Annotated in this window: 20 protein-coding genes, 1 tRNA gene, 1 pseudogene and 1 other annotated feature; of the genes and pseudogenes, 10 read left to right on the forward strand and 12 right to left on the reverse strand. The window is 61.7% G+C overall.

Annotation, left to right across the window (positions count from 1 at the left end; genetic code table 11):
* The 3 genes and pseudogenes from KY084_RS11900 to KY084_RS11910 form a co-directional block, all read right to left on the reverse strand.
* Positions 1 to 174 (reverse strand): annotated as a pseudogene (locus KY084_RS11900) (IS701 family transposase); the annotation flags it as partial.
* Positions 175 to 375: 201 nt separating this feature from the next.
* The gene (locus KY084_RS11905) at positions 376 to 696 is read right to left on the reverse strand and encodes a helix-turn-helix domain-containing protein (RefSeq protein ID WP_219238701.1); all 321 of its coding nucleotides are present in this window, start codon (positions 694 to 696) and stop codon (positions 376 to 378) included.
* Positions 693 to 1,016 carry a type II toxin-antitoxin system RelE/ParE family toxin gene (locus tag KY084_RS11910; protein ID WP_219238702.1) on the reverse strand — a complete coding sequence of 108 codons (324 nt, stop codon included), beginning with the start codon at positions 1,014 to 1,016 and terminating at the stop codon, positions 693 to 695. Before KY084_RS11910 ends, KY084_RS11905 begins: the two co-directional genes overlap by 4 nt.
* Positions 1,017 to 1,411: 395 nt before the next feature.
* Here KY084_RS11910 and KY084_RS11915 point away from each other — a divergent pair.
* The 4 genes from KY084_RS11915 to KY084_RS16600 all read left to right on the forward strand — a co-directional run bounded on the left by KY084_RS11915 (position 1,412) and on the right by KY084_RS16600 (position 4,456).
* A protein-coding gene (locus tag KY084_RS11915; RefSeq protein ID WP_219238703.1) for an IS3 family transposase occupies positions 1,412 to 2,655 on the forward strand; the annotation gives its coding sequence in 2 pieces (ribosomal slippage) (positions 1,412 to 1,703 and positions 1,703 to 2,655; 1,245 coding nt in all).
* Positions 1,696 to 1,824, forward strand: a sequence feature (AL1L pseudoknot). Its footprint overlaps the gene before it by 129 nt.
* Before the next feature lie 329 nt (positions 2,656 to 2,984).
* Complete coding sequence (locus tag KY084_RS11920) at positions 2,985 to 3,473, forward strand: hypothetical protein (RefSeq protein WP_219238704.1); 489 nt, start codon at positions 2,985 to 2,987, stop codon at positions 3,471 to 3,473.
* A 202-nt stretch (positions 3,474 to 3,675) separates the two neighbouring features.
* Positions 3,676 to 4,194: a hypothetical protein gene (locus tag KY084_RS11925; RefSeq protein ID WP_219238705.1), complete on the forward strand. Its 519-nt coding sequence runs from the start codon at positions 3,676 to 3,678 to the stop codon at positions 4,192 to 4,194.
* Between the two features lie 139 nt (positions 4,195 to 4,333).
* The gene (locus KY084_RS16600) at positions 4,334 to 4,456 is read left to right on the forward strand and encodes a hypothetical protein (RefSeq protein ID WP_281421904.1); all 123 of its coding nucleotides are present in this window, start codon (positions 4,334 to 4,336) and stop codon (positions 4,454 to 4,456) included.
* A gap of 182 nt (positions 4,457 to 4,638) precedes the next feature.
* Here the strand turns inward: KY084_RS16600 and KY084_RS11930 are convergent.
* The 6 genes from KY084_RS11930 to KY084_RS11955 form a co-directional block, all read right to left on the reverse strand.
* Positions 4,639 to 4,714: transfer RNA gene (locus KY084_RS11930), tRNA-Glu, on the reverse strand.
* A gap of 70 nt (positions 4,715 to 4,784) precedes the next feature.
* Positions 4,785 to 6,548, reverse strand: a complete 1,764-nt coding sequence (recJ, locus tag KY084_RS11935; protein ID WP_219238706.1) for a single-stranded-DNA-specific exonuclease RecJ — start codon at positions 6,546 to 6,548, stop codon at positions 4,785 to 4,787.
* A gap of 58 nt (positions 6,549 to 6,606) precedes the next feature.
* Positions 6,607 to 7,296, reverse strand: coding sequence for a 2OG-Fe(II) oxygenase (locus KY084_RS11940; protein WP_219238707.1), 690 nt, complete (start codon positions 7,294 to 7,296; stop codon positions 6,607 to 6,609).
* A gap of 80 nt (positions 7,297 to 7,376) precedes the next feature.
* Complete coding sequence (locus tag KY084_RS11945; protein WP_219238708.1) at positions 7,377 to 8,171, reverse strand: RcnB family protein; 795 nt, start codon at positions 8,169 to 8,171, stop codon at positions 7,377 to 7,379.
* 93 nt (positions 8,172 to 8,264) lie between these two features.
* Positions 8,265 to 8,828 carry a (2Fe-2S)-binding protein gene (locus KY084_RS11950; protein ID WP_219238709.1) on the reverse strand — a complete coding sequence of 188 codons (564 nt, stop codon included), beginning with the start codon at positions 8,826 to 8,828 and terminating at the stop codon, positions 8,265 to 8,267.
* A 50-nt stretch (positions 8,829 to 8,878) separates the two neighbouring features.
* Positions 8,879 to 9,640, reverse strand: coding sequence for a class II aldolase/adducin family protein (locus KY084_RS11955; RefSeq protein ID WP_219238710.1), 762 nt, complete (start codon positions 9,638 to 9,640; stop codon positions 8,879 to 8,881).
* Positions 9,641 to 9,711: 71 nt separating this feature from the next.
* Here KY084_RS11955 and KY084_RS11960 point away from each other — a divergent pair, with 71 nt between their 5' ends.
* The 4 genes from KY084_RS11960 (at position 9,712) to KY084_RS11975 (ending at position 16,632) form a co-directional block, all read left to right on the forward strand.
* The gene (locus KY084_RS11960; protein WP_219238711.1) at positions 9,712 to 10,497 is read left to right on the forward strand and encodes an enoyl-CoA hydratase-related protein; all 786 of its coding nucleotides are present in this window, start codon (positions 9,712 to 9,714) and stop codon (positions 10,495 to 10,497) included.
* A gap of 165 nt (positions 10,498 to 10,662) precedes the next feature.
* A complete protein-coding gene (locus KY084_RS11965) occupies positions 10,663 to 11,913 on the forward strand; it encodes an efflux RND transporter periplasmic adaptor subunit (protein ID WP_246587084.1) in 1,251 nt (416 codons plus the stop codon).
* Positions 11,914 to 11,920: 7 nt separating this feature from the next.
* Positions 11,921 to 15,121 carry an efflux RND transporter permease subunit gene (locus KY084_RS11970; RefSeq protein ID WP_219238712.1) on the forward strand — a complete coding sequence of 1,067 codons (3,201 nt, stop codon included), beginning with the start codon at positions 11,921 to 11,923 and terminating at the stop codon, positions 15,119 to 15,121.
* Positions 15,118 to 16,632 (forward strand): efflux transporter outer membrane subunit, encoded by a 1,515-nt coding sequence (locus KY084_RS11975; RefSeq protein WP_219238713.1) that lies wholly within the window; start codon positions 15,118 to 15,120, stop codon positions 16,630 to 16,632. Before KY084_RS11970 ends, KY084_RS11975 begins: the two co-directional genes overlap by 4 nt.
* On the opposite strand, the gene KY084_RS11980 is transcribed toward KY084_RS11975, so the two are convergent.
* The 3 genes from KY084_RS11980 to KY084_RS11990 form a co-directional block, all read right to left on the reverse strand.
* Positions 16,615 to 16,983 carry a hypothetical protein gene (locus KY084_RS11980; protein ID WP_219238714.1) on the reverse strand — a complete coding sequence of 123 codons (369 nt, stop codon included), beginning with the start codon at positions 16,981 to 16,983 and terminating at the stop codon, positions 16,615 to 16,617. The two genes, KY084_RS11975 and KY084_RS11980, sit on opposite strands and share 18 nt — an antisense overlap.
* Positions 16,980 to 17,600, reverse strand: a complete 621-nt coding sequence (locus KY084_RS11985; protein ID WP_219238715.1) for a hypothetical protein — start codon at positions 17,598 to 17,600, stop codon at positions 16,980 to 16,982. Before KY084_RS11985 ends, KY084_RS11980 begins: the two co-directional genes overlap by 4 nt.
* 159 nt (positions 17,601 to 17,759) lie before the next feature.
* Entirely contained in the window at positions 17,760 to 18,842 is a 1,083-nt protein-coding gene (locus tag KY084_RS11990) for an aldose epimerase family protein (protein WP_246587085.1), read from the reverse strand.
* Between the two features lie 169 nt (positions 18,843 to 19,011).
* Between KY084_RS11990 and KY084_RS11995 the strand changes: the two genes are divergently transcribed.
* Complete coding sequence (locus KY084_RS11995) at positions 19,012 to 19,737, forward strand: SapC family protein (protein ID WP_219238716.1); 726 nt, start codon at positions 19,012 to 19,014, stop codon at positions 19,735 to 19,737.
* 103 nt (positions 19,738 to 19,840) lie between these two features.
* Positions 19,841 to 22,357, forward strand: a complete 2,517-nt coding sequence (locus KY084_RS12000) for a glycoside hydrolase family 3 protein (protein WP_219238717.1) — start codon at positions 19,841 to 19,843, stop codon at positions 22,355 to 22,357.
* Positions 22,358 to 22,445: the final 88 nt, after the last annotated feature.

A 22,445-nucleotide genomic window follows, 5' to 3' on the forward strand; every position in this document is an offset into this window, starting at 1 on the left:
CGTCTTGCGCCGCTCATCACCCAACAGGCCATCAAGGAACAGATTGGCCGATGCCGCTACCCGAGCCTGTGTGAACAGGCTGCCCATCCGCGCCTTCACATCGCGCAAAGACGTTGCCCATAGCTCCAGTGTCGTCTCGATTGATGCGCCCGTCATCCACGGCCCCCTCACCATGGAAACCTATTGATTCAGAGTTCCAATCAATATGCAACTGTAATGATAGATCAGCATCCGGATGCTGAAGGATATCCACACAGCCACCCATCCGGGGTGACCGATCGGCAAGCGCCGGCATGATGGCGGAGCGGACGATGCCGGCGATGAACGCGCCGCGCTGCTCGCCAGGCTCAATGAAGAGGCGGCTGAGGAAGAAGGTTAGGCCAGCACCTTCAGGCCATGCTTCTCAACGACAGACAGCAGCTTTAACGCCATGCCGCTGGGTCGCTTGGCACCGGTCTCCCACTTCTCGACCGTGGACTCGCTGGTGTTGAGATAGCGCGCGAATACGGGTTGGCTGACCTTGTTCGCCTCTCTCAGCCGCTGAATATCGCGCGGCGCGAAGGCGTGAACGGGAGCGAGGCAAGCCTCATCGAACTCGCGCATGGTCGCCTTGCCGATGGCCCCGACGCGGTGCAGCGCAGCTGCCGAACCGTGGATCGCCTCGAAGGCGTCGCTCTTGTAGACCTGCTTGCTCATCGTGCCGTCTCCGCTCGCGTGAAAACCTTGTCCTTGCATATCTCAATCCAGTCCTTGCCCTCGACCAGCGCCGCGACCTGTTCGTCGGTGAGGTCGGCATAGCTCTTGGCCAGCTTGCGGAAGGCCTTCAGCTCGTCGTCCTCGATGTTATCGCGGTCCTGCTTGGCGAAAAGGAACGCATAGACCCACCAGGTGCCACCGCGCGCCAGCACGATCGAACGATACTGGTTGTTCGACAGCCGCTTCTTGTAGACGCCGCCACCCAGATCGTCGGCCTGACCCTTCATCACCTGCTCGATCGCCTTGCCACAGCGCGGCATCGGTGATCTTGGCCTTCCTCGCGGCCTTGGCGAACCAGGCAGACTTGAAGGCACGAGGGTGAACCGGATCGGACATACCAAAATATAGCACTGGGTGCTATGATAATCAAGATAGGGCATCGTCTGCTGGCGCTCCACGCGCCCGCGCGCTACCCCTTGCGCCTATGACCACCGGGCACGCCCTTGCGATCGAGCCGCGCCGCATCATGGCGAACGCGACCTCGCGCCCAAAACCCGCCTCTGGGGGTCTTCGGCCTATCCTCCATCGCCGTCTCAGCCGCTGGCGCCTGCAAGGCGCTGGTGCGCCAGGGAAAATGCGACCAGGCTACGATCGAGCGCGATGGGTGAACCGCGCCGGGTTTGTCGGAGGCCTGAACTCCTGAGAGTAAGGGGCTATGACAAGCAAGACGACGAACAAGTTTTCACCTGAGGTCCGCGCCCGGGCGGTGCGGATGGTGCTGGAGCACGAGAAGGACCACCCGTCGCGCTGGGCAGCGTTAGTGTCGATCGCAGCGAAGATCGGCTGTGCAGCGTCTGCGCTGCACGAGTGGGTGAAGAAGGCGGAGGTCGATAGTGGCGCCCGCGCCGGCGTGCCGAGCGATGTCGCGGCGCAGTTGAAGGCCCTGGAACGCGAGAACCGCGAGTTGCGCCAGGCGAACGAGATTCTGCGCAAGGCGTCGGCATATTTTGCTCAGGCGGAGCGAGCCAGAGACCATTGGCGCCCGTTCAAGCGATGATCGCGTTCATCGACGATCAGCGTGCTGTTCATGGGGTCGAGCCGATCTGTAAGGTGCTGCCGATCGCCCCATCAACCTACCACGCCCATGTCGCGCAGCGACGGGATCCACTGCGCCTGTCGGCGCGGGCGCGTCGCGATGCTGCGCTCAGGATCGAGGTGCGGCGCGTGTTCGAGGCCAACTTCCGGGTCTATGGTGTCCGCAAGGTCTGGCGGCAGTTGCAGCGCGAGGGGTTCGATGTCGCCCGCTGCACGGTCGCGCGGCTGATGCGTACGATGGGACTGGCGGGCGTGATCCGCGGCAAGCCGATGCGCACCACGGTCGGCGATCGATCAGCACCTTGTCCGCTCGACCGCGTCAACCGGCAGTTCCGCGCGCCGGCGCCGAACATGCTCTGGGTCTCGGACTTCACCTATGTCGCGACCTGGGCCGGGTTCGTCTACGTCGCCTTCGTCATCGATACGTTCGCCAGGCGGATCGTCGGATGGCGAGCGAGCCGAACCGCCCATGTTGGCTTCGTTCTCGACGCCCTCGAGCAGGCACTTTACGATCGCCGACCGGCGCGTAGCGGCGGTCTCATCCATCACTCCGATCGCGGTAGCCAATACGTCTCGATTAAATACAGTGAACGGCTTGCCGAAGCCGGGATCGAGCCGTCGGTCGGCAGTGTCGGCGACAGCTATGACAATGCTTTGGCCGAGACGATCAACGGACTCTACAAGGCTGAGGTGATCCACCGGCGTGGCCCGTGGCGCAGCTTCGAAGCCGTCGAATACGCGACGCTCGAGTGGGTCGATTGGTTCAACCATCGCCGCTTGCTCGAGCCCATCGGCAACATCCCGCCCGCCGAAGCCGAAGAACAATATTATGCTGCCGCGGACAACATCGATATGGCAGCGTGACTCACATCCAATGGCCTCCGGCAAACCCGGCGCGGTTCAGTCCGCTACTGGCCGGTCGACAATGCGCCCCAATATCGGTCGTTCGGCGGCTACGCGGACCGTCCTGGAAGTTGCCTTTCGTTCATTTGCCAGTGGCGGCCAACGCGAACGGCCGACATTCAGGACTTACAGCTGTTCCGCCTCCAGAGGGCAGACTCTTGGCTCTGACACAGCCGGGCCTGGCATCGCCTTCCGACTGTTGCGAATCCGCAGTCACGATTTTCACTGGTAGGTGAGGGCCAATGCGCGCTTATTCACGCGATGTGATATTGGCATCGGCAGGAGGTGGCGTGACCTTCATTGATTTCCTTCAAGAATTGAAGGGCTGGCAACCTCTCATTGGAACCGTGCTCGGTTTTGGCGCCCTTACATGGGGTGCCCTCTATAACTATCGACTCGGGCGGAAGCGGGATGACGCCATACGGGAGAGGGAGGCTCTCGCCGTTGCGCTGGCTCTATACAGCGAGATCGGCTTGATTATTAACGAACTGGCGAGGCTCGCCAATGCAGTTGGCGGTTGGTATCTTCGGTTTGGCCCATCGGGCGATAATGTCCCGGCACACTTCTCCGACAGTTTTGTATTTCCCGAGCCGACCTTGTTCAAAGCGCTTGCTCCGAAAACCGGAATGTTGTCGCCTGACGTTTTACTGCTAGTCACTCGATTCTACGGTTATTACGGCGAGACCGTTGGTCATTTCCCCCATTCTCGAGGACAAGGAGCGGACGATCAATTACGGCGTGGAATGGGTCTTGGGCCCGGCGATCAGCGCCATCGATAAGGTCCAGCCGGCTCTGCGCGAGATCGAGCGTATCGCCGGCATCTTGCCGCGGGAATCCGGACCTGACCTCGCAAAGGCGCGAAAAGCGAAGGCATTGGAAGAAGATATGCGACCGGACTAGGGCCCGGAGCGGCAACAGACGCGTCGCCACCGAACATCTCAACTTGGTGCCGGAGCGGCGCGCTATCGAAAGGAGGGCAATGTGCCCGCCGTGAACGACGCAAACCTGCTGGCTTTTGGGAAGATCGTCCACCTCTATGCGGAGATCGAATGGGGCGTTCGATGCGTGCTCGCCGGCATATTGGAAATTCCGCTGGTCGAGGCGTTGGTTGCAAGTGACCCATATTCGGCGTCGACGCTGAAGAACGTCGTGAAGAGCGCGACGAAACTCTCGCGGCTCTCGAAGGGCGAACAGGAAGAGATCATCCAGATTGTGGGGAATTGGGGGGCGTTTGCTGGCCTGCGCAACGCCATCGCACATAGGCGTTGGGAGGCCGGGACGAGACCCGACTCCATCCGGCCCGTGGGTGTCCATATTCGCTCTGGCAAGCCGGTGATGATCGGCGACACGGAGGATCGCGATTGGATCGAAGCCGAACTGGTAGCTGAGGCCCAGAAACTGTATGAACTCAACCAGCGCGCGCTAGCCTTCTATCACGGCTCGGGCATGGCGGATGTGGTCGGCGCGCGGAACAAGGAGCGCGAAAATACGGCTACCTAGGTGCGATGCGGACCGTGACGGCACGCGGAGGCGACAATAACGATTGAAAAGGTGGCGACTTGGGCGCGGAGCCGAGCCGGAAGATGTGGTGGATGTGCCGCGGTCGGACGGCTGGGAGAGCTGTGGCAAAGGGGCGCACGTGATCGCCAATCTGCTGCTCAAACGGCAACTGCTGGAATGGTTCGGAGCTGCCAATGCTGGAGCATTGCCGACGGGCGGCAGCTATCGCCATTCTTGTTTTTGGCTACTGCGAGTTCGCTAACGGCTCACGGGCGTCGGAAGGCCCTCGAATCGGAGGCTTGTTCCTGCAAGGGAATGCGAAATCTGTCCGATGGGATGCCACGCGATGCCACTAGAGCCACGAAAATGTGTGGGACGAAAAGTGGGCACGGGTTTCGCCAAATTGCCCAAAAGGGCATAGTTCCGCCATTTTCCGCTTGACGATGGTGACCCCTACGGGAATCGAACCCGTGTTTCAGCCGTGAAAGGGCCGCGTCCTAGACCGCTAGACGAAGGGGCCATGCCGAAGCGTGGAAGCGGCGAACTAGATAAATGGAGCGGTTCGGTCAACCACCCGGCGAAGAAAAATTTCAATCGGCCCATGCCGCGTCATCGACGTGCAACTCCGCGGCGGGGCGGGGGCCCCAGTCATCGATTCGTGCGCGGCCGGCCAGCCACAATTTGCGATGTTTCGGCGCGCCCAGCAGTGCGAGGCCAAGCGGCGTTTCCGCCTGGCGAAAGGCCATTGCCTTGATGCTGCGCCCGTCATCGCCCGAAACGATCGCGCGGACATGATCCGATCCGACCACATCGGCTTTTATGATGCGTACCGGCCCGGCGGCGACGCGCGGGGAGGGCCAGCCCATGCCATAGGGACCGCCGGAGTCCATCGCCTCCACCAGCGCGGGGTTGACCCCGCCGGGAGCAAGCACGGCGTCGAGCAGCAGCGCCCGGTCACGCATCGCGCCTTTAACCGCATCGGCCAGCCAGTCGTTGAGGAAGCGCGTAAAATCGTCGATTGCGTCTGCCGCGATGGTAATGCCTGCCGCCATGGCATGGCCGCCGCCGGCGATAAGCAGGCCGCTATCCTTTGCCGCAAGGATTGCCGCGCCCAGATCGACACCGGGAATCGAGCGGCCCGATCCCTTGCCGATGCCGTTTTCATCGATTGCGATGACGATCGCAGGACGACCGAACTTCTCTTTCAATCGGCCGGCGACGATGCCGATAACGCCGGCGTGCCACCCCTTGGCGGCGACCACGGCTACCGCATGCTCGCCTGCCGCCACGCACAGGGCCTCTGCGCCTTCCTGAACCATCGCCTCGATCGCGCGGCGTTCTTCGTTCAGCCGATCGAGTTCGGTGGCGATCGAACGCGCTTCTTCGGGATCGCGGGTGGTGAGCAGCCGAACGCCCAGGTCCGATTTACCCACCCGGCCGCCCGCATTGATACGCGGTCCCAGTGCGAACCCCAGATCGGTTGCGGTTGGCGCGCGGGTGAGGCGCGATGCTTCGATCAGCGCATTCATGCCGATATTGCGTCGCTGCGCCATGACCTTCAGCCCCTGCGCGACAAAAGCGCGATTAAGGCCTTTGAGCGAAGCGACATCGGCCACTGTCCCCAGTGCGACGAGATCGAGCAGATCGAGCAGGCGCGGCTCTTTGTGGGCCGCAAAAAATCCGCGTCCCCGTAACTCGCGCAGCAATGCTGCCCCCAGCAGGAAGGCGACCCCGACCGCGGCCAGATGCCCGTGCGCACGCCCATCGGTTTCGTCCAGCCGGTTTGGGTTGACCAGGGCATGGGCATAGGGAAGCGCGGTCGCGCATTTGTGGTGGTCGACGACGATCACTTCCACCCCCGCATCGCGCGCCATATCAAGCGCTTCGAACGCCTGCGCTCCGCAATCGACGGTGATAACAAGGTCCGATCCCTGTTCTTTAAGGCGGACCAGCGCCTCGCCCGATGGGCCATAGCCCTCCATCAGCCGATCGGGGATGTAGTACCCCGCCTCCACGCCCAGATCGCGCAACAGGCGGATCATGAGCGCGGCTGAAGTGGCCCCGTCGACGTCATAATCTCCGAAAACGGTGATCGTTTCGGAAGCGGCGATGGCGTCGGCGATGCGCACGGCCGCACGGTCCATATCGCGAAAGATCGAGGGGTCCGGCATAAATCCGCGAATGCTGGGCATGCGATGCGCATCGAGTTCTTCGCGCGGGCAGCCGCGCGACAAAAGCAACTGAGTCACCAGATCGTCGGGCGCAAAACCGGGATCACGCGCATCAGCCGCCAGCCCGCGCCACGCCCAGCGCTGCCCCAGAATCGACGCCGAAATGTTGAGAACGCTGTCCATGCGCTATCCTAGGACAAAGCAAGGAAAAGACCCAGCGATTTGCCTGCCCCTGATCGGGTCAGCGAATCCACGCACCTTCGCGAAACCACTTGGTGACAATATATTTGGTCCCCTTGGTCACCGACACGCCTTCGTGAAGCGTGTTTTCGTTGGGACTGCCGTCCAGCGCCATATTGTTCCAGATGAGAAGCAGGCCGCGCTCCGGCTTCACCCGGATGCCCGCCTGCGGGAACCATGTCGATCCGCCCTCTTCGACATCGTTGAGATAGATCATCGCGGTCCAGGTGCGCTGACCGCCCTGCGCCTTCATCGCTTCCCAATAGCTTTGCGATTCGTGGAAGAAATCGTGATGGGCGCGGAACTGCTGGCCGGGGGAATAGCGCTGCCCCTGGATCGTCTCGCCATTTTCGGCCGGAATGCCGAGCAGCATCGACAGGCGTTCGTCGATCGCATGAATGTCGGGAGACCAGCGGTCGAGGTCACAACTGTCGCTGGTGCGAAAATCGGGATCGGAACTGTCGGAAAGCAACGTCGAGCGGCGGCTTCCCTCATCCATCTTCGTCATCAGCATGTCGCAGTCGCGATCGCTGAGATAGCCGGGGATGTAATAAATCTGTGCGCCGCTGACCTTTGCCTTTTTGGCTGCGGGGTTGTTGTCCAGCCGTTCGGCGACCTGACGCCCGATACGGGCGCGAAGCGGGGAGGGGGTGCCGTGGCGGCGCGTGCGGGGGGAAGCTGTCGTACTCACGCGCAACAATCTGCAAAGACTGCGCACAATTGCAAGAGGCCCGGTACCGGCAAACGGCACCGGGCGTTGCGCAAGAACGGTTACCAGAAGATATCGTACACGACGTCGACGACGATGCCGCTGCGAATATCGACCAGTAGCGCATCGTTATAATAGCGCACCCAGCGATATGGGCCATAGGCGGGCGGCAGGCGATAATAACCCGGATCGCCGATCCAGTAATTCTGTCCGAACAATACCGAACCCAGCGTCACGCCGATTGAAAAGCGACGATATCCGTAATTCCATCCGCGCGGCGAATAATAACGCGGCAGATGATAGGCATAGCGGTTGCGCGCGCGGTAATCGCGCCAGTCATAGCGATTGTCGTGACGCCAGCCATTGTCCCAGCGGCCGCGATCGCCCCGATTGCCCCGATCGCCCTGCCATCCATATCGGTCGCCGCGGCGGTCGCCGTTCCAGCCATAGCGCTGCCCCTGACGGTCGTTACGAATGTTGCGGTTGTCGTCATCGCGATATCCGCGTTGGCTGTCGCGCCGATCATCGCGACGGTCGCGATAGTCCGCGCGCTCGCTGCGGCTGCGCGTATCAGGCGTCGTATCGCGCCGGTCGGGGCGCTGGGTGTACCGGTTGTCCTGCGCGCCGCGGTCGGTTTGCCTGTATGCCGCTCGCGGATCGCGCTGCACCTCTACCCGGTCGGCGCTGGGACGACGGTTGGCGGAGGGCGGGGCGCGATGGGTGGCGCCGCGTTCCCTGTCGCCACGAGTCTGGGCGGTTTGCGCAGGGGCACCGCGATCGGATCGCTCCCGCGCGGAAACGGCGACCGGCGCCAGCGCCGTGGCTGCGATCAGGGCCACAAAAATATGCTTCTTCATTTCGTGCTCTCCGCTGACCGGCGCATGCCGGTGTAAGTAAAGACGGGTATGCGCCTGCGGGGCTGAGCCGTGGCTGAATTGCGTTGAAAGCTGTCAGTCAGCTTTGTCGACGTCTTCTCTCTGTCCGGCACGCATTGCGGGGACGCTGCGTGCCGCCCCGCTTTCGTCGGTTCCGGGCCGGGGCGGCGGTTCGACCCGTTCGTCGCCGCGTGCGATCCGTGCCGCCCGACGGATCGCATCGGTAAGCCGGGGATAGATGCCGCAGCGGCAAAGGTTCGAAATGGCCTCGGCAATCTCCGTTTCGCCCGGATCGTGCTTTTCCCGCAGCAATGCTGACGCCGCCATGACGATACCGGGGATGCAATAGCCGCATTGCGAAACGTTCGAAGCGATCAGCGCCTGCTGGACCGGATGGCTGCGATCGCGCGACAGTCCTTCGATCGTCGTGACGAACGTGCCCTCGATCGCGCCGATCGTTACCTGGCAGGACCGGACGGCCTTGCCGTCGATATCGACGGTGCACGCGCCGCATTCCCCCGTGCCGCAGCCATATTTGGTGCCGGTAAGGTTGGATGCGTCGCGCAGCGCCCATAAGAGTGGCGTTTCCGGGTCCATGTCATAGGCAACCGGCTGATTGTTGACCGTAAAGCGCGTCATCCCGCCCGTTTAGCGCGAGCGGGCGGCAAGGCAAAGCGGATGCGATATCGTCAATTGCGCCAGCCGGTATCCGTCCGGTCGACCAGGCGAACCATTGCATCGAAATCGGCCTTACCCGGCCCGCCGGGAACTTGCGCCTTGAACAGATCGCGCTGATGCACCGCGACAACATCGTCCGAAACCTGAAGCGGGGTGCCCATTGCGGCGGTGGCAAGCTGAATTTCGCATGCGCGTTGCAGCGCCCAATGCTTGATGAACGCCTCCGGCACGGTGCGCCCCATCACCAGTATGCCATGGTTGCGAAGAAGCATGATGCGGCGATCGCCCAGATTGGCGATCAGCCGCTGGCCTTCCTCGGTGCGGACCGTCACGCCTTCGAAATCGTGATAGGCGATCTGACCGGCGAAATTGCAGGCGTAGAAATTGATCGGCTTCAGTCCGCCTTCCACCGAACTTACCGCCATGCCCGCGGTGGTGTGGGTGTGCGCGATGCAATGGGCGTCCGGCAAGTGCCGGTGAAAGACCGAATGCTGGGTGAAGCCGGCGAGATTGACCGGGTAGGGATTGTCGTCCAGCTTGTTCCCGTCGATGTCGATCTTGACGAGGTTTGATGCGCAAACTTCGCTGAAATGCAATCCGAACGGGTTGATCAGGAACGCGCCTTCCTCACCCGGCACTTTCAGCGTGATATGATTATAGATCATTTCGGACCAGCCGAGCATGTCGAATACCCGATAGCAGGCGGCGAGTTGCTGACGCGCCTCCCACTCGGCTTCGTGCATGCCGGTCTTTTGCACAGCGGCGGTCGCCATTATCCTCTCCATTCGTATAGATATTTTATAGATGACAAAGTATCGCAGATCGCTGAGAGGACGGCAAACCAATGAATGACGATCCGATTTTGCTGCGCGAACACCATGAAGACGTGCTGGTGTTGACGTTGAACCGCCCGGATCGGCTGAATGCTGCGCCACCCGCGATGTTCGACCGGCTGCGTGAGGCGCTGGGCGAACTCGATGGCGCGCGCGCCGTGGTTGTTCAGGGATCGGGGCGCGCATTTTGCTCGGGTGCCGATATCGGCGACGGCAGCGCAGGCACAGATGATCCGCAGGCTGCGGTTCGCAACGCGCTCAACGATCATTACAATCCGGCCATTCAGGCGATTTTCGATCTGGATGTGCCGGTGGTGACGGCGGTGCAGGGTGCGGCTGCGGGTATCGGGTGCAGCCTCGCGCTTGCAGGCGATTTCTGCATTGCCGCCAGTTCGGCGTATTTCCTGCAGGCATTCGTGAATATCGGGTTGGTACCCGATGGCGGGGCGAGCTGGATGCTGCCGCGGCTGGTGGGGCGATCACGCGCAATAGAGATGATGATGCTGGGGGAACGCATACCGGCGGAGCGGGCGCTTGATTGGGGAATGATCCATCGCATGGTGTCCAGCGATGTCCTTGAACAGGAAGCGCTTGCCTTTGCCCAGCGGCTGGCGGCCGGCCCGACGGTCGCGCTTGGCCTGATGCGGCGTGATATCAGCTACGCCATGGACCATTCGCTGACCGAGGCAATGGCGCATGAGGCGGAAAGCCAAGGCATCGCGCGCGGAACCGCGGATTCGGCCGAGGGTGCACAGGCTTTCATCGAAAAGCGCAAGCCTGATTTTCGCGGTAAATAAGCCATTTCTCTATTGTGAACGCGCGCGTTTCGGATTATCGGGCGGCCATGCTGCGGCGCAAAATCGGCCTGGTTCGTGGATATCGGATGGCTTGGGCGGCGCGGCCCGTATATTTGTTCAACGCCGCGGCTGGTGGCCGGCTTCGCTGAAAAGGGACTTTCTTCCTTGCAACGCAATCGCTCCTCGCTCGGATATTTTCCGATTCGCCGCGTGGTCCGGCTGACGGCCCCTGTTCTTGCCTGCGCGCTGCTCGCTTCTTGCGGTTCGTCGGACGATCAGGCGGGGCAAGCCGGTCAAGGGCAGGGACAAGGCGGAGCGCCGGTTCCTGTGGGCGTCGTGACCGTCAAACAGGCCAATGTTCCGCTGATCACCGATCTTGCCGGGCGCACCAGCGCGTATGAAAGCTCCGAAGTGCGGCCGCAGGTGTCGGGAGTCATCCGCAAACGGTTGTTTACCCAAGGGTCGATCGTGCGCGCCGGGCAGACCTTGTACCGGATTGATCCCGCGCCTTACGAAGCTGATGTGCAGCAGGCGCAGGCCAATCTGCAAAGCGCGCAGGCGACGCTGAAAGCGGCGAAAGTGAAGGCCGACCGATACGAACCGCTCGCGAAGATGCAGGCGATCAGCCAGCAGGATTATACCGATGCGCAGGCGCAGGCGAATGAAGCCGCAGCCTCCGTCGCACAGGCCAAGGCAGCGTTGCGCACCGCCAAAATCAACCTCAACCGTACCACTGTTCCCGCGCCGATAACGGGACGGATCGGCCGGTCGGTGGCAACGGTGGGTGCGTTGGTGACCGAGAACCAGTCAGACGCGCTGACGACCATCCAGCGGCTCGATCCGATCTATGTCGATATCCGGCAATCGAGCGGCGACATATTGGCGCTGCGCCGTGCGCTGGGGAAGGGCGACACCGTGGCGTCCAAAGCGAATGTTCGCCTGACGCTTGAAGATGGCGAGGATTACGGCAGGGTCGGCACTGTCGATTTCGCTGAACCCACTGTCGATGAAAGCACCGGCACGGTAACGCTGCGCGCGACCTTCCCCAATCCCGAAGGGCTGTTGCTTCCGGGCATGTACGTCACCGCGCATATCGCACAGGCGATCCAGCGCGATGCCATCCTTGTCCCGCAACAGGGCGTGACCCGCGATCCGAAGGGCAACGCGACGGTGCTGGTCGTGGGCGATGGCAACAAGGTGGTTTCGCGCTCCGTGAAGGCGCCGCGCACGCAAGGTGCCTATTGGGTGGTGACCAGCGGTCTCAATCCCGGCGACAAGGTGATCGTGCAGGGCACTGCCAAGGTGCGGCCGGGGCAGCCGGTTAAGCCCGTCCCTGCCGATACGCCGCAAAAACTGACCACTGGCACAAAGGGTGCGGGCGGCGGCGGCAATTCCAGCGCCGGGGCCGGGAGCTGACGCCGCCATGTTATCGCGTGTATTCATCGAACGGCCGATTTTCGCCTGGGTCGTCGCCATCATCGTCATGCTGCTTGGCGCGGGTGCGATCTATACGCTGCCGATCGCACAATATCCGGATGTTGCGCCGCCGCAGGTGAACATCCGCGCCACCTATCCCGGCGCTTCGGCGGAAACGCTCGAAAACAGCGTAACCCAGGTGATCGAACAGCAACTGACCGGCATTGACGGGCTGATCTATTTCAGTTCCTCGTCCAGTTCGCGCGGACAGGCGACGATCACGGCCACGTTCGAAAAGGGTACCGATCCCGACATTGCGCAGGTGCAGGTGCAGAACAAGGTACAGCAGGCGGTGCCGCGCTTGCCGCAGCAGGTTCAGCAACAAGGGCTGACGGTTACCAAATCGAACCCCGACTTCCTGTTGATCATCGCGGTGTATGACAAGACCGACCAGCGCACCAATCAGGATGTCTCGGATTATCTGGTTTCGAATCTTCAGGACCCGCTTGCCCGCGTAAGCGGTGTGGGAGAAACCCAGGTTTTTGGTTCGCAATATGCCATGCGCATCTGGCTCGATCCGGCCAAGCTGAACAGCTACAGCCTGGTTCCGGGCGATGTCATATCAGCGATTCAGGCGCAGAATGCCGAGGTCGCGGCGGGTGAGATCGGCGGTCAGCCGATGCCCGACAGTCAGATGCTGAACGCCACGGTGACCGCGCAATCGCGCCTCCAGACGCCGGAACAGTTCGCCAACATCATCGTAAAGACCGAGCAGACCGGCGCGACGGTGAAGCTGAGCGATGTCGCCCGCGTCGAACTGGGTTCGGAAAGCTATGGTGTTACCAGCCGGGTCAACGGGCACCCGGGCGCGGGCATTGCCATATCGCTTGCTCCCGGCGCGGATGCGCTGAGCACCGCCGCAGCGGTGAAGGATAAGGTGTCCGAACTGGCCAAGGGGTTCCCGCAGGGACTGGAAGTCGCATATCCGCGCGACAGCACGACCTTTATCAAGCTTTCCATCGAAGAAGTCGTCAAAACGCTGATCGAGGCGATCATCCTCGTCATCATCGTAATGTTCGTCTTCCTGCAGAACTGGCGGGCGACGTTGATCCCGTCGATCGCGGTGCCGGTGGTGCTGCTCGGCACCTTCGCGATCCTTGCCGGGTTCGGATTTTCGATCAACACCATGACATTGTTCGGGCTGGTGCTGGCGATCGGCCTTCTGGTCGACGACGCAATCGTCGTGGTCGAAAATGTCGAACGATTGATGGATGAAAATCCCGATCTTACCCCGCGTGAGGCGACGATCGAATCGATGCGCGAGATACAGGTCGCGCTGGTGGCAATCGCGCTGGTATTGTCGGCGGTGTTTCTGCCGATGGCGTTTTTCGGCGGGTCGACGGGCGTTATCTATCGCCAGTTTTCGGTGACCATCGTCTCGGCGATGGCGCTGTCGGTCGCGGTCGCGCTGATCCTGACGCCTGCGCTGACCGCCACGATGCTGAAGCGCAGGACTGACGAGGACGAACGCGGCAGCTGGCTGGACCGCCACGTTCCGGCGGTGAGCCGCCGAATGCATGCCTTTCATGCATGGTTCAACAACGGGTTCGAAACGCTGAGCGACAAGTACAGCAATTCGGTCCGCACCGTGGTCGACCGCAAATTCATCTTCCTCGTCATCTACGCGCTGGTCGTTGGCCTGCTGGTCATCCTGTTCATGCGCCTTCCCACCGGCTTTCTGCCGACCGAGGATCAGGGCAGCGCGTTCATCCAGTATCGCCTGCCGCCGGGCGCCACCGCCGCGCGCAGCGACGAGGTTGCCCGCGCGATAGAGAAATATATGCAGGAGGAGGAGGCCGATAATATCGACACCTTCTTCACCGCGACCGGTTTCGGCGGTGGTGGTGGGTCGGGCGGCCAGAATATCGGTATCGCCTATATGGCGCTTGCCGACTGGTCCGATCGCAAGGGTTCCGAAAACAGCGCTTCGGCTATTGTCGGTCGCGCCGGCAAGGCGTTGGCCGGCATTCGCGACGCGCAGGTATTCGCACTGGTGCCGCCGGCGATCCGTGGGCTTGGCGACAGCAGCGGCTTCACGATGGAGCTTCAGAACACCAGCGGGATGAGCCACGACGCATTCAACGCGGCCCGCGACAAATTGCTGGGCGCGGCGAATCAGGATCCGAAACTCGTCGGCGTGCGCCCCAGCGAATTGCCCGACGTCCCCACGCTGCATGTCGATATGGACCAGCAGAAGCTGAACGTGCTTGGCCTGGACCAGTCCAGCGTGAATACCACGCTGTCGACCGCCTGGGGCGGCACATATGTCAACGATTTCATCGATCGCGGCCGGGTGAAGCGGGTATATGTTCAGGGCGATGCGCCGTATCGCGATGACCCAAGCGATCTGTACCAATGGTATGCCCGCGCGTCCGATGGACAGATGGCGCCGTTTTCTTCCTTCGCGAAGACCTCGTGGGATCAGGCGCCGACCGCATTGTCCCGCTTTGAGGGGCAGCCTTCGTTCGAAATTCAGGGTTCGGCAGCGCCGGGCGTGAGTTCGGGCGATGCGATGGCGGAGATTTCCAAGCTCGCGGCCAAGATACCCGGAACCTCGATCGCATGGTCGGGCATCAGCTATCAGGAGCGCCTGTCCTCCGGTCAGGCCCCGCTGCTGTACGGCATGTCACTGCTCGTCGTTTTCCTGTGCCTTGCCGCGCTGTATGAAAGCTGGTCGATTCCCGTGGCGGTGCTGCTCGTCATCCCGCTCGGGCTGGTGGGCGCGGTCTTCGCGGTAACGCTGCGCGGGCTGGAGAATGACGTATATATGCAGATCGGCCTGCTGACGACGATGGGCCTTGCCGCCAAAAACGCGATTTTGATGATCGAATTCGCCGAACAGGCGGAAAAACAGGGCAAGCGCGTGATCGACGCCGCTTTGGAAGCAGCGCGCATCCGGCTTCGTCCTATCCTGATGACCAGCTTCGCCTTTATCTTCGGTGTGCTGCCGCTGGCGATTTCCACCGGCGCGGGTGCCGAAAGCCGGGTGGAAATCGGTACGGCGGTGATCGGCGGTATGCTCACGGCAACGATCCTCGCCATCTTCTACATCCCGCTCTTCTTCGTACTGGTCCGGCGCGGCGTGCGCGACGGACTGAAGGCGCTGCGTGAAGGCGGTCATCGTACCGACAGCGAGGCGAATACATGAAACGGCTAATCGCATTCCTGACCGCCGGATCGCTGCTGGCCGGCTGTTCGATGGAGCCGAGCTATGTCCGCCCCGATGCGCCGATCCCCGCATCCTGGCCACAAGGGGACGCCTATCTGAAGCAGTCGGAGCGTGGCCTCGCCTCGGTCGATTTCGAACAGGTGTTCGCCGATCCGCGCCTGCAATCGCTGATCGGGCAGGCGCTGATCAACAATCGCGACCTTCGCGAAGCGGCGGCGAACATCGCTTCGGCACGTGCGCAATATCGGATTCAGCGCGCCGACCTGCTGCCCACGATCAGCGCCTCGGCGGGATCGACCACCTCCAACGGCTCTACCAGCAGCTATGCAACCAGCGGCAACGGTACGGGAACGGGCTCGGTCACGGCCGATAATGGCGGTGACGACACGCAAACCTATTACACCGCCAATGTCGGAACGACATCGTTCGAAATCGACCTGTTCGGCCGCGTGCGCTCGTTGAGCGACGCCGCGCTGAATCAGTATTTCGCAACCGAGGCGGCTGCCCGTTCGACGCGTCTGGCGCTGGTCGGCGACATCGCGACCGGCTGGGTCACCTATGGTGCGGATAAAAGCCTGCTCGCCATCGCGCAGGATACGCTGGAGAGCGCGCAGAAGAGCGTCGAACTGACGCGTGCGCGCCTGCAGGGCGGGGTCGCGCCGCGCACCGATCTGCGTCAGGCCGAAACGGTCGCTGAACAGGCGCGGGCCGACCTTGCGCAACAGCGCACGGCGCTGGCGCAGGACATCAACCGGTTGCGGCTGCTGATCGGCGCGGATTTCGATACCGATGCCTTGCCCGGTTCGATCGACGATGCGACGGCAAAGCTGGGTGATGTGCCTGCGGGACTGGATTCCAGCGTGCTGCTGCGCCGGCCCGATGTGGTTCAGGCCGAATATCAGTTGCGGTCGATGAATGGTCAGATCGGCGCTGCGCGCGCTGCGCTGTTTCCCACCATTTCGCTGACCGCGCTGGTCGGGATCGCGAGCGATTCGCTGTCGGGCCTTTTCGATGGCGACAACTTCACCTGGCAGGTTTCGCCCAGCGCTACCTATTCGATTTTCCAGGCAGGGGCCGCGCGCGCAAATGTCGCGCAGGCGGAAGCGGAACAGCAGGCTGCGCTCGCAACCTATGAAAAGACCATCCAGACCGCGTTTCGCGAAGTCGCCGACGCGCTGGCCCGGCGCGGCACGATCGACGATCAGGTCGCGGCGGTTCGTGCGTTGACCGACGCGACCCAGGATACCTACAATCTGGCATTTGCCCGGTACAGGGGCGGCATTGACACCTTTCTGGCGACGCTCGACGCGCAGCGGTCGCTATACTCCGCACGGCAATCGCTGGTGCAGGTGAAACTCACCCGCGCGACCAATCTTGCCACGCTGTATCAGGCGCTTGGCGGCGATTCGACGCTGGTCGCAACGGCCAACGGCCCGGTCGCCCCCGAAACAGCCGGGGATGCAGCTGGCGCATCAGGCGAGCAGCAATAATCGCATCAGCCATAGCGGGCGGGGCGCATCATCGGCAGGTGCCGGGCGTTCGCGGACCGGCCGCTTTTCGCTCAACACTACGCTGCCCACGCTTTGCAGTGCCGATTGCGCCGGCCGCCTGCGCCGCTTGCCACCGATCATCGGAAGCCGCCGACCAAAGTCGCTGGGCACCGCATGGCGGCGATATCCGGTGGCCCACACAACGCGATAGCCATGCGGCACCCTGCGCCATGGCCCTTCCTGCCGGATGACATCATGGCCGCAGCGCGTGCAGGTGGAGAAATAATAGCCCTCGTTCCAGGTGATGAACGTCGATGGCGTATGCCCCGTCAGCATGCAGCGCAGGGTCATGACTGATCCTCCGCAGCGTCGATGGTCATCGCCGACCGGGCGAGAGCGCGAAGCGTTTCATCCGGAGAATCCATGGCTTCCTCGATCGCCCACACTTCGAACGTCTCGCCGGTGCCCACGAACAATGCGGTTTCCCGAATTCCGGTGATCGTGCGCCCCCAGCCGGGCAGGGTTACGAAGCCATCGGGTCGGTGAAATTCCTCGCAAAAGCCGAAAAGGCGGCGCGCGGTCTTGGGCGGCGGTGCATCGACCGGGCGCTCGGACGGCAGGAAGCGATGCGTGTCGAGCGTCAGGGTAAGGCGCTGCCACCATAACAGGCTGGAGCCGATCAGGCAGTTATTGTCGCCGTGCATGCCCAGGAACAGGCCAGTTCCTTTTACATCCGAATTGCGGCGAACGAACCAGGGGAGGCGAACCGTACCATTTGACTTTACCCTTGCCAGGCAATGGCCGACATACGGGGCGGCCCCGCCCAGCGGAACCGAATGTTCGAAACCTTCGGGACGACGCGAGAGAAGAAATTTGGAAACGGCGCTGGAAAAACTGCCGGGGCAATCGTCCTGCGCGTTCGGGATGGGCCATGGCATGACGGCGCTACGCAAGGTTCCTTCAAGCACGATCGGGCTCCTTTACTCACCAGTTAAGAGTGAAGGATCATCGAAACTTGGTTAATCGCCAATATGTGGATTCTACCCACCGCGTTTTTACAGCAGGCAATTAGGGGTTAATACGGTAAAGATTGCGAGGGCAGGGGGCATGTCGCCTGGCCGACAATGTTATTGCACTGACGGTACGGCATCCGCAGTAAAGAAGTCATATACTATCCGATTGCGATAGATCGATCCGGGATCGAGCCGCGCAGAGGGAAAGTCGGGCTGGTTGGGGCTATCGGGGAAAAGCTGCGGTTCGAAGGCAATGCCATCGCCCTGACGATACAGGGTGCCGCCTTTCCCGACGATCGTCCCGTCGAGGAAATTACCCGAATAGAATTGCATTCCCGGTGCTGTAGTCGAAAGTTCGACCACTCGGCCTGATTGCGGGTCTTCCAGCCGCGCCGCGCGGCGAAGCGTTCCGGCTTCTCCACTCAGCACCATATTCTGGTCATATCCGCGCGCGATCCGGAGTTGTTCGCAGCCGGCATCGCGCACACGGGCGGCCGGTCGCACCCCGGCGCGAAAGTCGAACGGCGTGTCTTCCACGCGGCGAATCTCCCCGGTCGGGATCAGCGTTTCATCGACGGGAGTGAAATAATCGGCGTCGAGCGTGAGCAGCGATTCAAGTGCGCTTCTGTCGGCATCCGCCCCGGCGAGGTTGAAATAGCTGTGATTGGTAAGGCTGACGATCGTTGGCGCATCGGTAGCCGCTTCATATTCGATGGCCAGCCGCCCCTGATCGTCGAGCGAATAGGTCGCAGTGATATCCAGATTGCCGGGAAAACCCTGATCGCCATCCACGCTGCGATAATGCAGAACGACGCTTGCGGGCGGGCCGTCGCTCATCGATTTGATGGCCCAGACGCGTTTGTCGAACCCATTCCCCCCGTGCAGGCAATTCGGGTCGTCATTCACCGGAAGCTGATATCGTTTCCCGTCCAGCATAAATGTGCCGCCCGCGATGCGATTGGCGTAGCGCCCGATGCTGCCGCCGAAAAAGCAGGAACCGGACATATATTCCAATGGCGTATCGTGGCCGAGTACGACATCCGCGAACAGGCCGTCACGATCGGGGAGCAGGAGCGATTGAAGCGCCGCGCCCAATGTGATCACCTTTGCGGTGATGCCTGCCCGATTTTTCAGCGTGACCATCTCGATAGCGGTACCATCCTCCAAGATGCCGAACTGTTCACGCGTTGCTTCCATGATTGCCGTTCCCGTCTTCTGTTCCTGCGGTGCTATAGGCCTGACCCGGTGGCTGAACCACCAGCAATATACGTGCATGCGAGCATAGCGGAGGCTGCAAGACATATCGGTATTCCGATCAGCGCTTGTGCTGTTATAGCCGCGGCAGATCGGAAGCATGGAGCAGGGCATGGCGAATCTCGCCCTATTGAACAGCGTCGACCATCATGACCTGTATATCCGCACCGGCCATTCGGCGGAACTGGGCGATGCGATATCGCAGGTGCAGGTCTTCCCCACCGAATTCGAAGCGATAAGTCGCGAATATCCCATTTTCTTTCGCAAGGATGCGGCCGACACGTTTCAGGCGGTGGCGCTGCTCGGCCTTGAACCGAAAGAAAATCTTTTCCTTACCGACACCGGTTGGGACGCGCGCTATATTCCGGCGATTCAGCAGCGCGGCCCGTTCTCGATCGGGCTTCACCGGGCGGAAGCAGGCGACGGGCCGGGCGAACCGATGATTCAGATCGACCTTGATCATCCGCGTGTCAGTCTGGACGATGGCATGCCGATTTTTGCCGAAGCGGGCGAGGACAGCCCGTTGCTCGAAGGAATTACGGCTGCGCTGAGGCGGCTGTATATCGGCCTTGAACATACCCGGCCGATGTTCGACGCCTTTGTCGAGAACGAGTTGATCGAACCGGTTTCGCTGGACGGTATCGTGCGCGGGGAAGAGCGGGACGGTCTTTCGGGCTATTATACCATCGGCGAGGAACGGTTCGCCACACTGGATGGAGATGCGCTGGCCCGATTGAACGCGGAGGGGTTTTTGCGCCCCGCCGTCTGGGCGATGTCGTCGATCGGCAATGTCGAACAGCTTATCGAACGCAAAAATCGCCGGGATCAGGAAGAGTGATCGTACCTGTCACAGGCGGCGGCAGGCAGTGGCGGGCGGACGTGTAAAGCATTGGCATAGCGGTTTCGATAGCGCTATCATCGAAAAAATTTAGGGAGGATTGATGCTGAAGATTTCGCTAGGGCTTGCGGCAACCGCGCTGCTCGCCACCACCACCGCCACGCCCGCGCAGACGCCGCCTCAGGCAACCGCGCATCCGGACCAATGGCCGAAGATCAGCGTGCCGCAAACGATCGTCCCGACAGTCGAAGCCCGGATCGACAAGATCATGGCGCGCATGTCGATTTCCGACAAGGTCGGTCAGCTTATTCAGGCCGACATCGCGACGGTGAAGCCCGAAGACCTTGTCACCTACAAGCTGGGATCGGTGCTGAACGGCGGCAATTCCTCGCCCGGCAATGACGAACTCGCGCCGCCTTCGGAATGGTTGAAGACGGCCGACGCCTATTATGATGCGTCGATGAAGCGTTCCGACGGGCACCCGAAAATCCCCATGATCTGGGGCACAGACGCGGTGCACGGGAACAACAACCTGATCGGTGCGACGCTGTTTCCGCATAATATCGGCCTCGGCGCTGCCCGCGACCCTGAACTGATGCAGGAAATCGGGCAGGTGACGGCGGCGGAAACCGCCGCTGCCGGTCTCGACTGGAGCTTCGCCCCGACCCTTGCCGTGGTTCAGGACGATCGTTGGGGTCGGACCTATGAAAGCTATTCAGAAGATCCGGCCATCGTAGCCGACTATGCCGGGCGGGTCGTAACCGGACTGCAGGGCAAGCTGGGGACGAAGGCATTCATGGCACCGGGGCATGTCATCGCGACGGCCAAGCATTTTCTGGGCGATGGCGGAACCGGCGGCAAGGATCAGGGCGATGCCCGCGTTTCGGAAGAGGTGCTGCGCGATATCCACAATGCCGGCTACCCCCCGGCGATAAAAGCCGGGGCGCTGACCATCATGACCAGTTTTTCCAGCTGGAACGGTGAAAAGATGGTCGCGAACAAAAGCCTGGTCACCGATGTGTTGAAAAAACAGATGGGCTTCAATGGCTTTGTCGTGGGCGACTGGAATGCGCATGCGCAGGTGCCGGGATGTTCGGTTACCGATTGCCCGGAAGCGATCAATGCCGGGCTGGACATGTTCATGGTCTCCGGCGACTGGAAAACGCTGTACAAGAACACGCTGGCAGAGGCGAAATCGGGCAAGATTCCTATGACGCGCCTGAACGATGCGGTTCGCCGCATCCTGCGTGTGAAAATGCTGGCCGGTGTGTTCGATGCGGGACGGCCTTCCTCTCGCCCCTATGCCGGCAAGTTCGATTTGATCGGCGCGCCCGAACATCGCGCGATCGCACGCAAGGCGGTGCGCGAATCGCTGGTGCTGCTGAAAAACAACGGCAACATCCTGCCACTCAATCCGACCGGGAATATACTGGTCGCGGGTGAGGGTGCGAATGATATCGCGCAGCAATCGGGCGGCTGGTCGATCAGCTGGCAGGGCACCGATGTTCCTCCGCGCGGCTTTCCCAATGCCCAATCGATCTGGAGCGGATTGAAGCAAGAGATTGAGAGCGCTGGAGGTCATGCGCAATATTCGGCGGACGGAAGCTTCACGACAAAGCCTGATGCGGCGATCGTGGTGTTCGGCGAAAAGCCCTATGCCGAATTTATGGGTGACCGACCCAATCTGGAATTCAGCCCCGGCGACAAATCATCGCTGGCGCTTCTGAAGAAGTTGAAAGGAGAGGGCATACCGGTGGTCGCCGTATTTCTCTCCGGCCGGCCGATGTGGGTAAATGCCGAGATGAACGCATCGGATGCATTTGTCGCGGCATTCCTGCCGGGGAGCGAAGGCGGCGGCGTCGCCGATGTGCTGTTGGCGAAAAAGGACGGCGCGCCGCACTATGATTTTACCGGCAAGCTATCCTTTTCCTGGCCCAAGCGCCCTGACCAATATGTGCTGAACCGGCGCGATGCCAATTACGATCCGCTGTTCGCGTTCGGCTATGGCCTGACCTATGCCGATCATCGCAGCGTGCCGCAGCTTGATGAAACCAGGCCTGTGGGTATGGACATGGGCGCGTCAGGTCCGTTCTTCACAAAGGGACGGGTGCCGATGAACTGGACCCTGTCGCTGATGTCGGATGGGAACGCCCAGGCGGTGACGGGTAACGACGCGCGAACCGCGAATGGTGCGCTGGTTATGACAGGCGTCGATCGCAACGCGCAGGAGGATTCGCGCCGATTCACGTGGAGCGGACCTGCCACCGTGCGCATCGCCTCCCCCAAGCCGCTCGACCTGCGTCGTCAGACCAATGGCGAACTGAGCCTTGTCGTCGATTATCGCGTTGACAGCACACCGACCGGCAAGGTCGTGATCGGCATGGGGGCAGCGGGGGGCACGACCAGCATGGTGCCGGTTACCGGCGCGCTGAAAGCCGCTAAGCCGGGGCAATGGTCCAGTCTGGCCATCCCGCTGCGCTGTTTTGAAAACGCCACCATGACGATGGCCGATGTGAATGCGCCGGTGCTGCTGACCAGCCAGGGCACGCTTACGCTATCGGTATCGAAGATTGAACTGGCGAGCGCACAGGTGCCGATGAACGCCTGCGGCGGAGAATAGGTAAAAAAAGCGCCGGACCGGGCCAGTTGATTGCCCGATCCGGCGCTTTGCTTTCAACCTTGGTGCGTTTCTCAAACTCGCTTCGGAC

The sequence above is a fragment of the Stakelama flava genome, assembly GCF_019351405.1.
GTDB classification, from domain to species: Bacteria; Pseudomonadota; Alphaproteobacteria; order Sphingomonadales; family Sphingomonadaceae; genus Sphingomonas; species Sphingomonas flava_A.

What these genes read in the sequence shown, in the direction of transcription:
- KY084_RS11975 (WP_219238713.1), top strand. Translation starts at nt 15,118, where the DNA reads ATGAAACGGCTAATCGCATTCCTGACCGCCGGATCGCTGCTGGCCGGC.
- KY084_RS11910 (WP_219238702.1), bottom strand. Translation starts at nt 1,016, where the DNA reads ATGCCGCGCTGTGGCAAGGCGATCGAGCAGGTGATGAAGGGTCAGGCC.
- KY084_RS11950 (WP_219238709.1), bottom strand. Translation starts at nt 8,828, where the DNA reads ATGACGCGCTTTACGGTCAACAATCAGCCGGTTGCCTATGACATGGAC.
- KY084_RS11995 (WP_219238716.1), top strand. Translation starts at nt 19,012, where the DNA reads ATGGCGAATCTCGCCCTATTGAACAGCGTCGACCATCATGACCTGTAT.
- KY084_RS11980 (WP_219238714.1), bottom strand. Translation starts at nt 16,983, where the DNA reads ATGACCCTGCGCTGCATGCTGACGGGGCATACGCCATCGACGTTCATC.
- KY084_RS11945 (WP_219238708.1), bottom strand. Translation starts at nt 8,171, where the DNA reads ATGAAGAAGCATATTTTTGTGGCCCTGATCGCAGCCACGGCGCTGGCG.
- KY084_RS11970 (WP_219238712.1), top strand. Translation starts at nt 11,921, where the DNA reads ATGTTATCGCGTGTATTCATCGAACGGCCGATTTTCGCCTGGGTCGTC.
- recJ (WP_219238706.1), bottom strand. Translation starts at nt 6,548, where the DNA reads ATGGACAGCGTTCTCAACATTTCGGCGTCGATTCTGGGGCAGCGCTGG.
- KY084_RS12000 (WP_219238717.1), top strand. Translation starts at nt 19,841, where the DNA reads ATGCTGAAGATTTCGCTAGGGCTTGCGGCAACCGCGCTGCTCGCCACC.
- KY084_RS11905 (WP_219238701.1), bottom strand. Translation starts at nt 696, where the DNA reads ATGAGCAAGCAGGTCTACAAGAGCGACGCCTTCGAGGCGATCCACGGT.
- KY084_RS11990 (WP_246587085.1), bottom strand. Translation starts at nt 18,842, where the DNA reads ATGGAAGCAACGCGTGAACAGTTCGGCATCTTGGAGGATGGTACCGCT.
- KY084_RS11960 (WP_219238711.1), top strand. Translation starts at nt 9,712, where the DNA reads ATGAATGACGATCCGATTTTGCTGCGCGAACACCATGAAGACGTGCTG.
- KY084_RS11955 (WP_219238710.1), bottom strand. Translation starts at nt 9,640, where the DNA reads ATGGCGACCGCCGCTGTGCAAAAGACCGGCATGCACGAAGCCGAGTGG.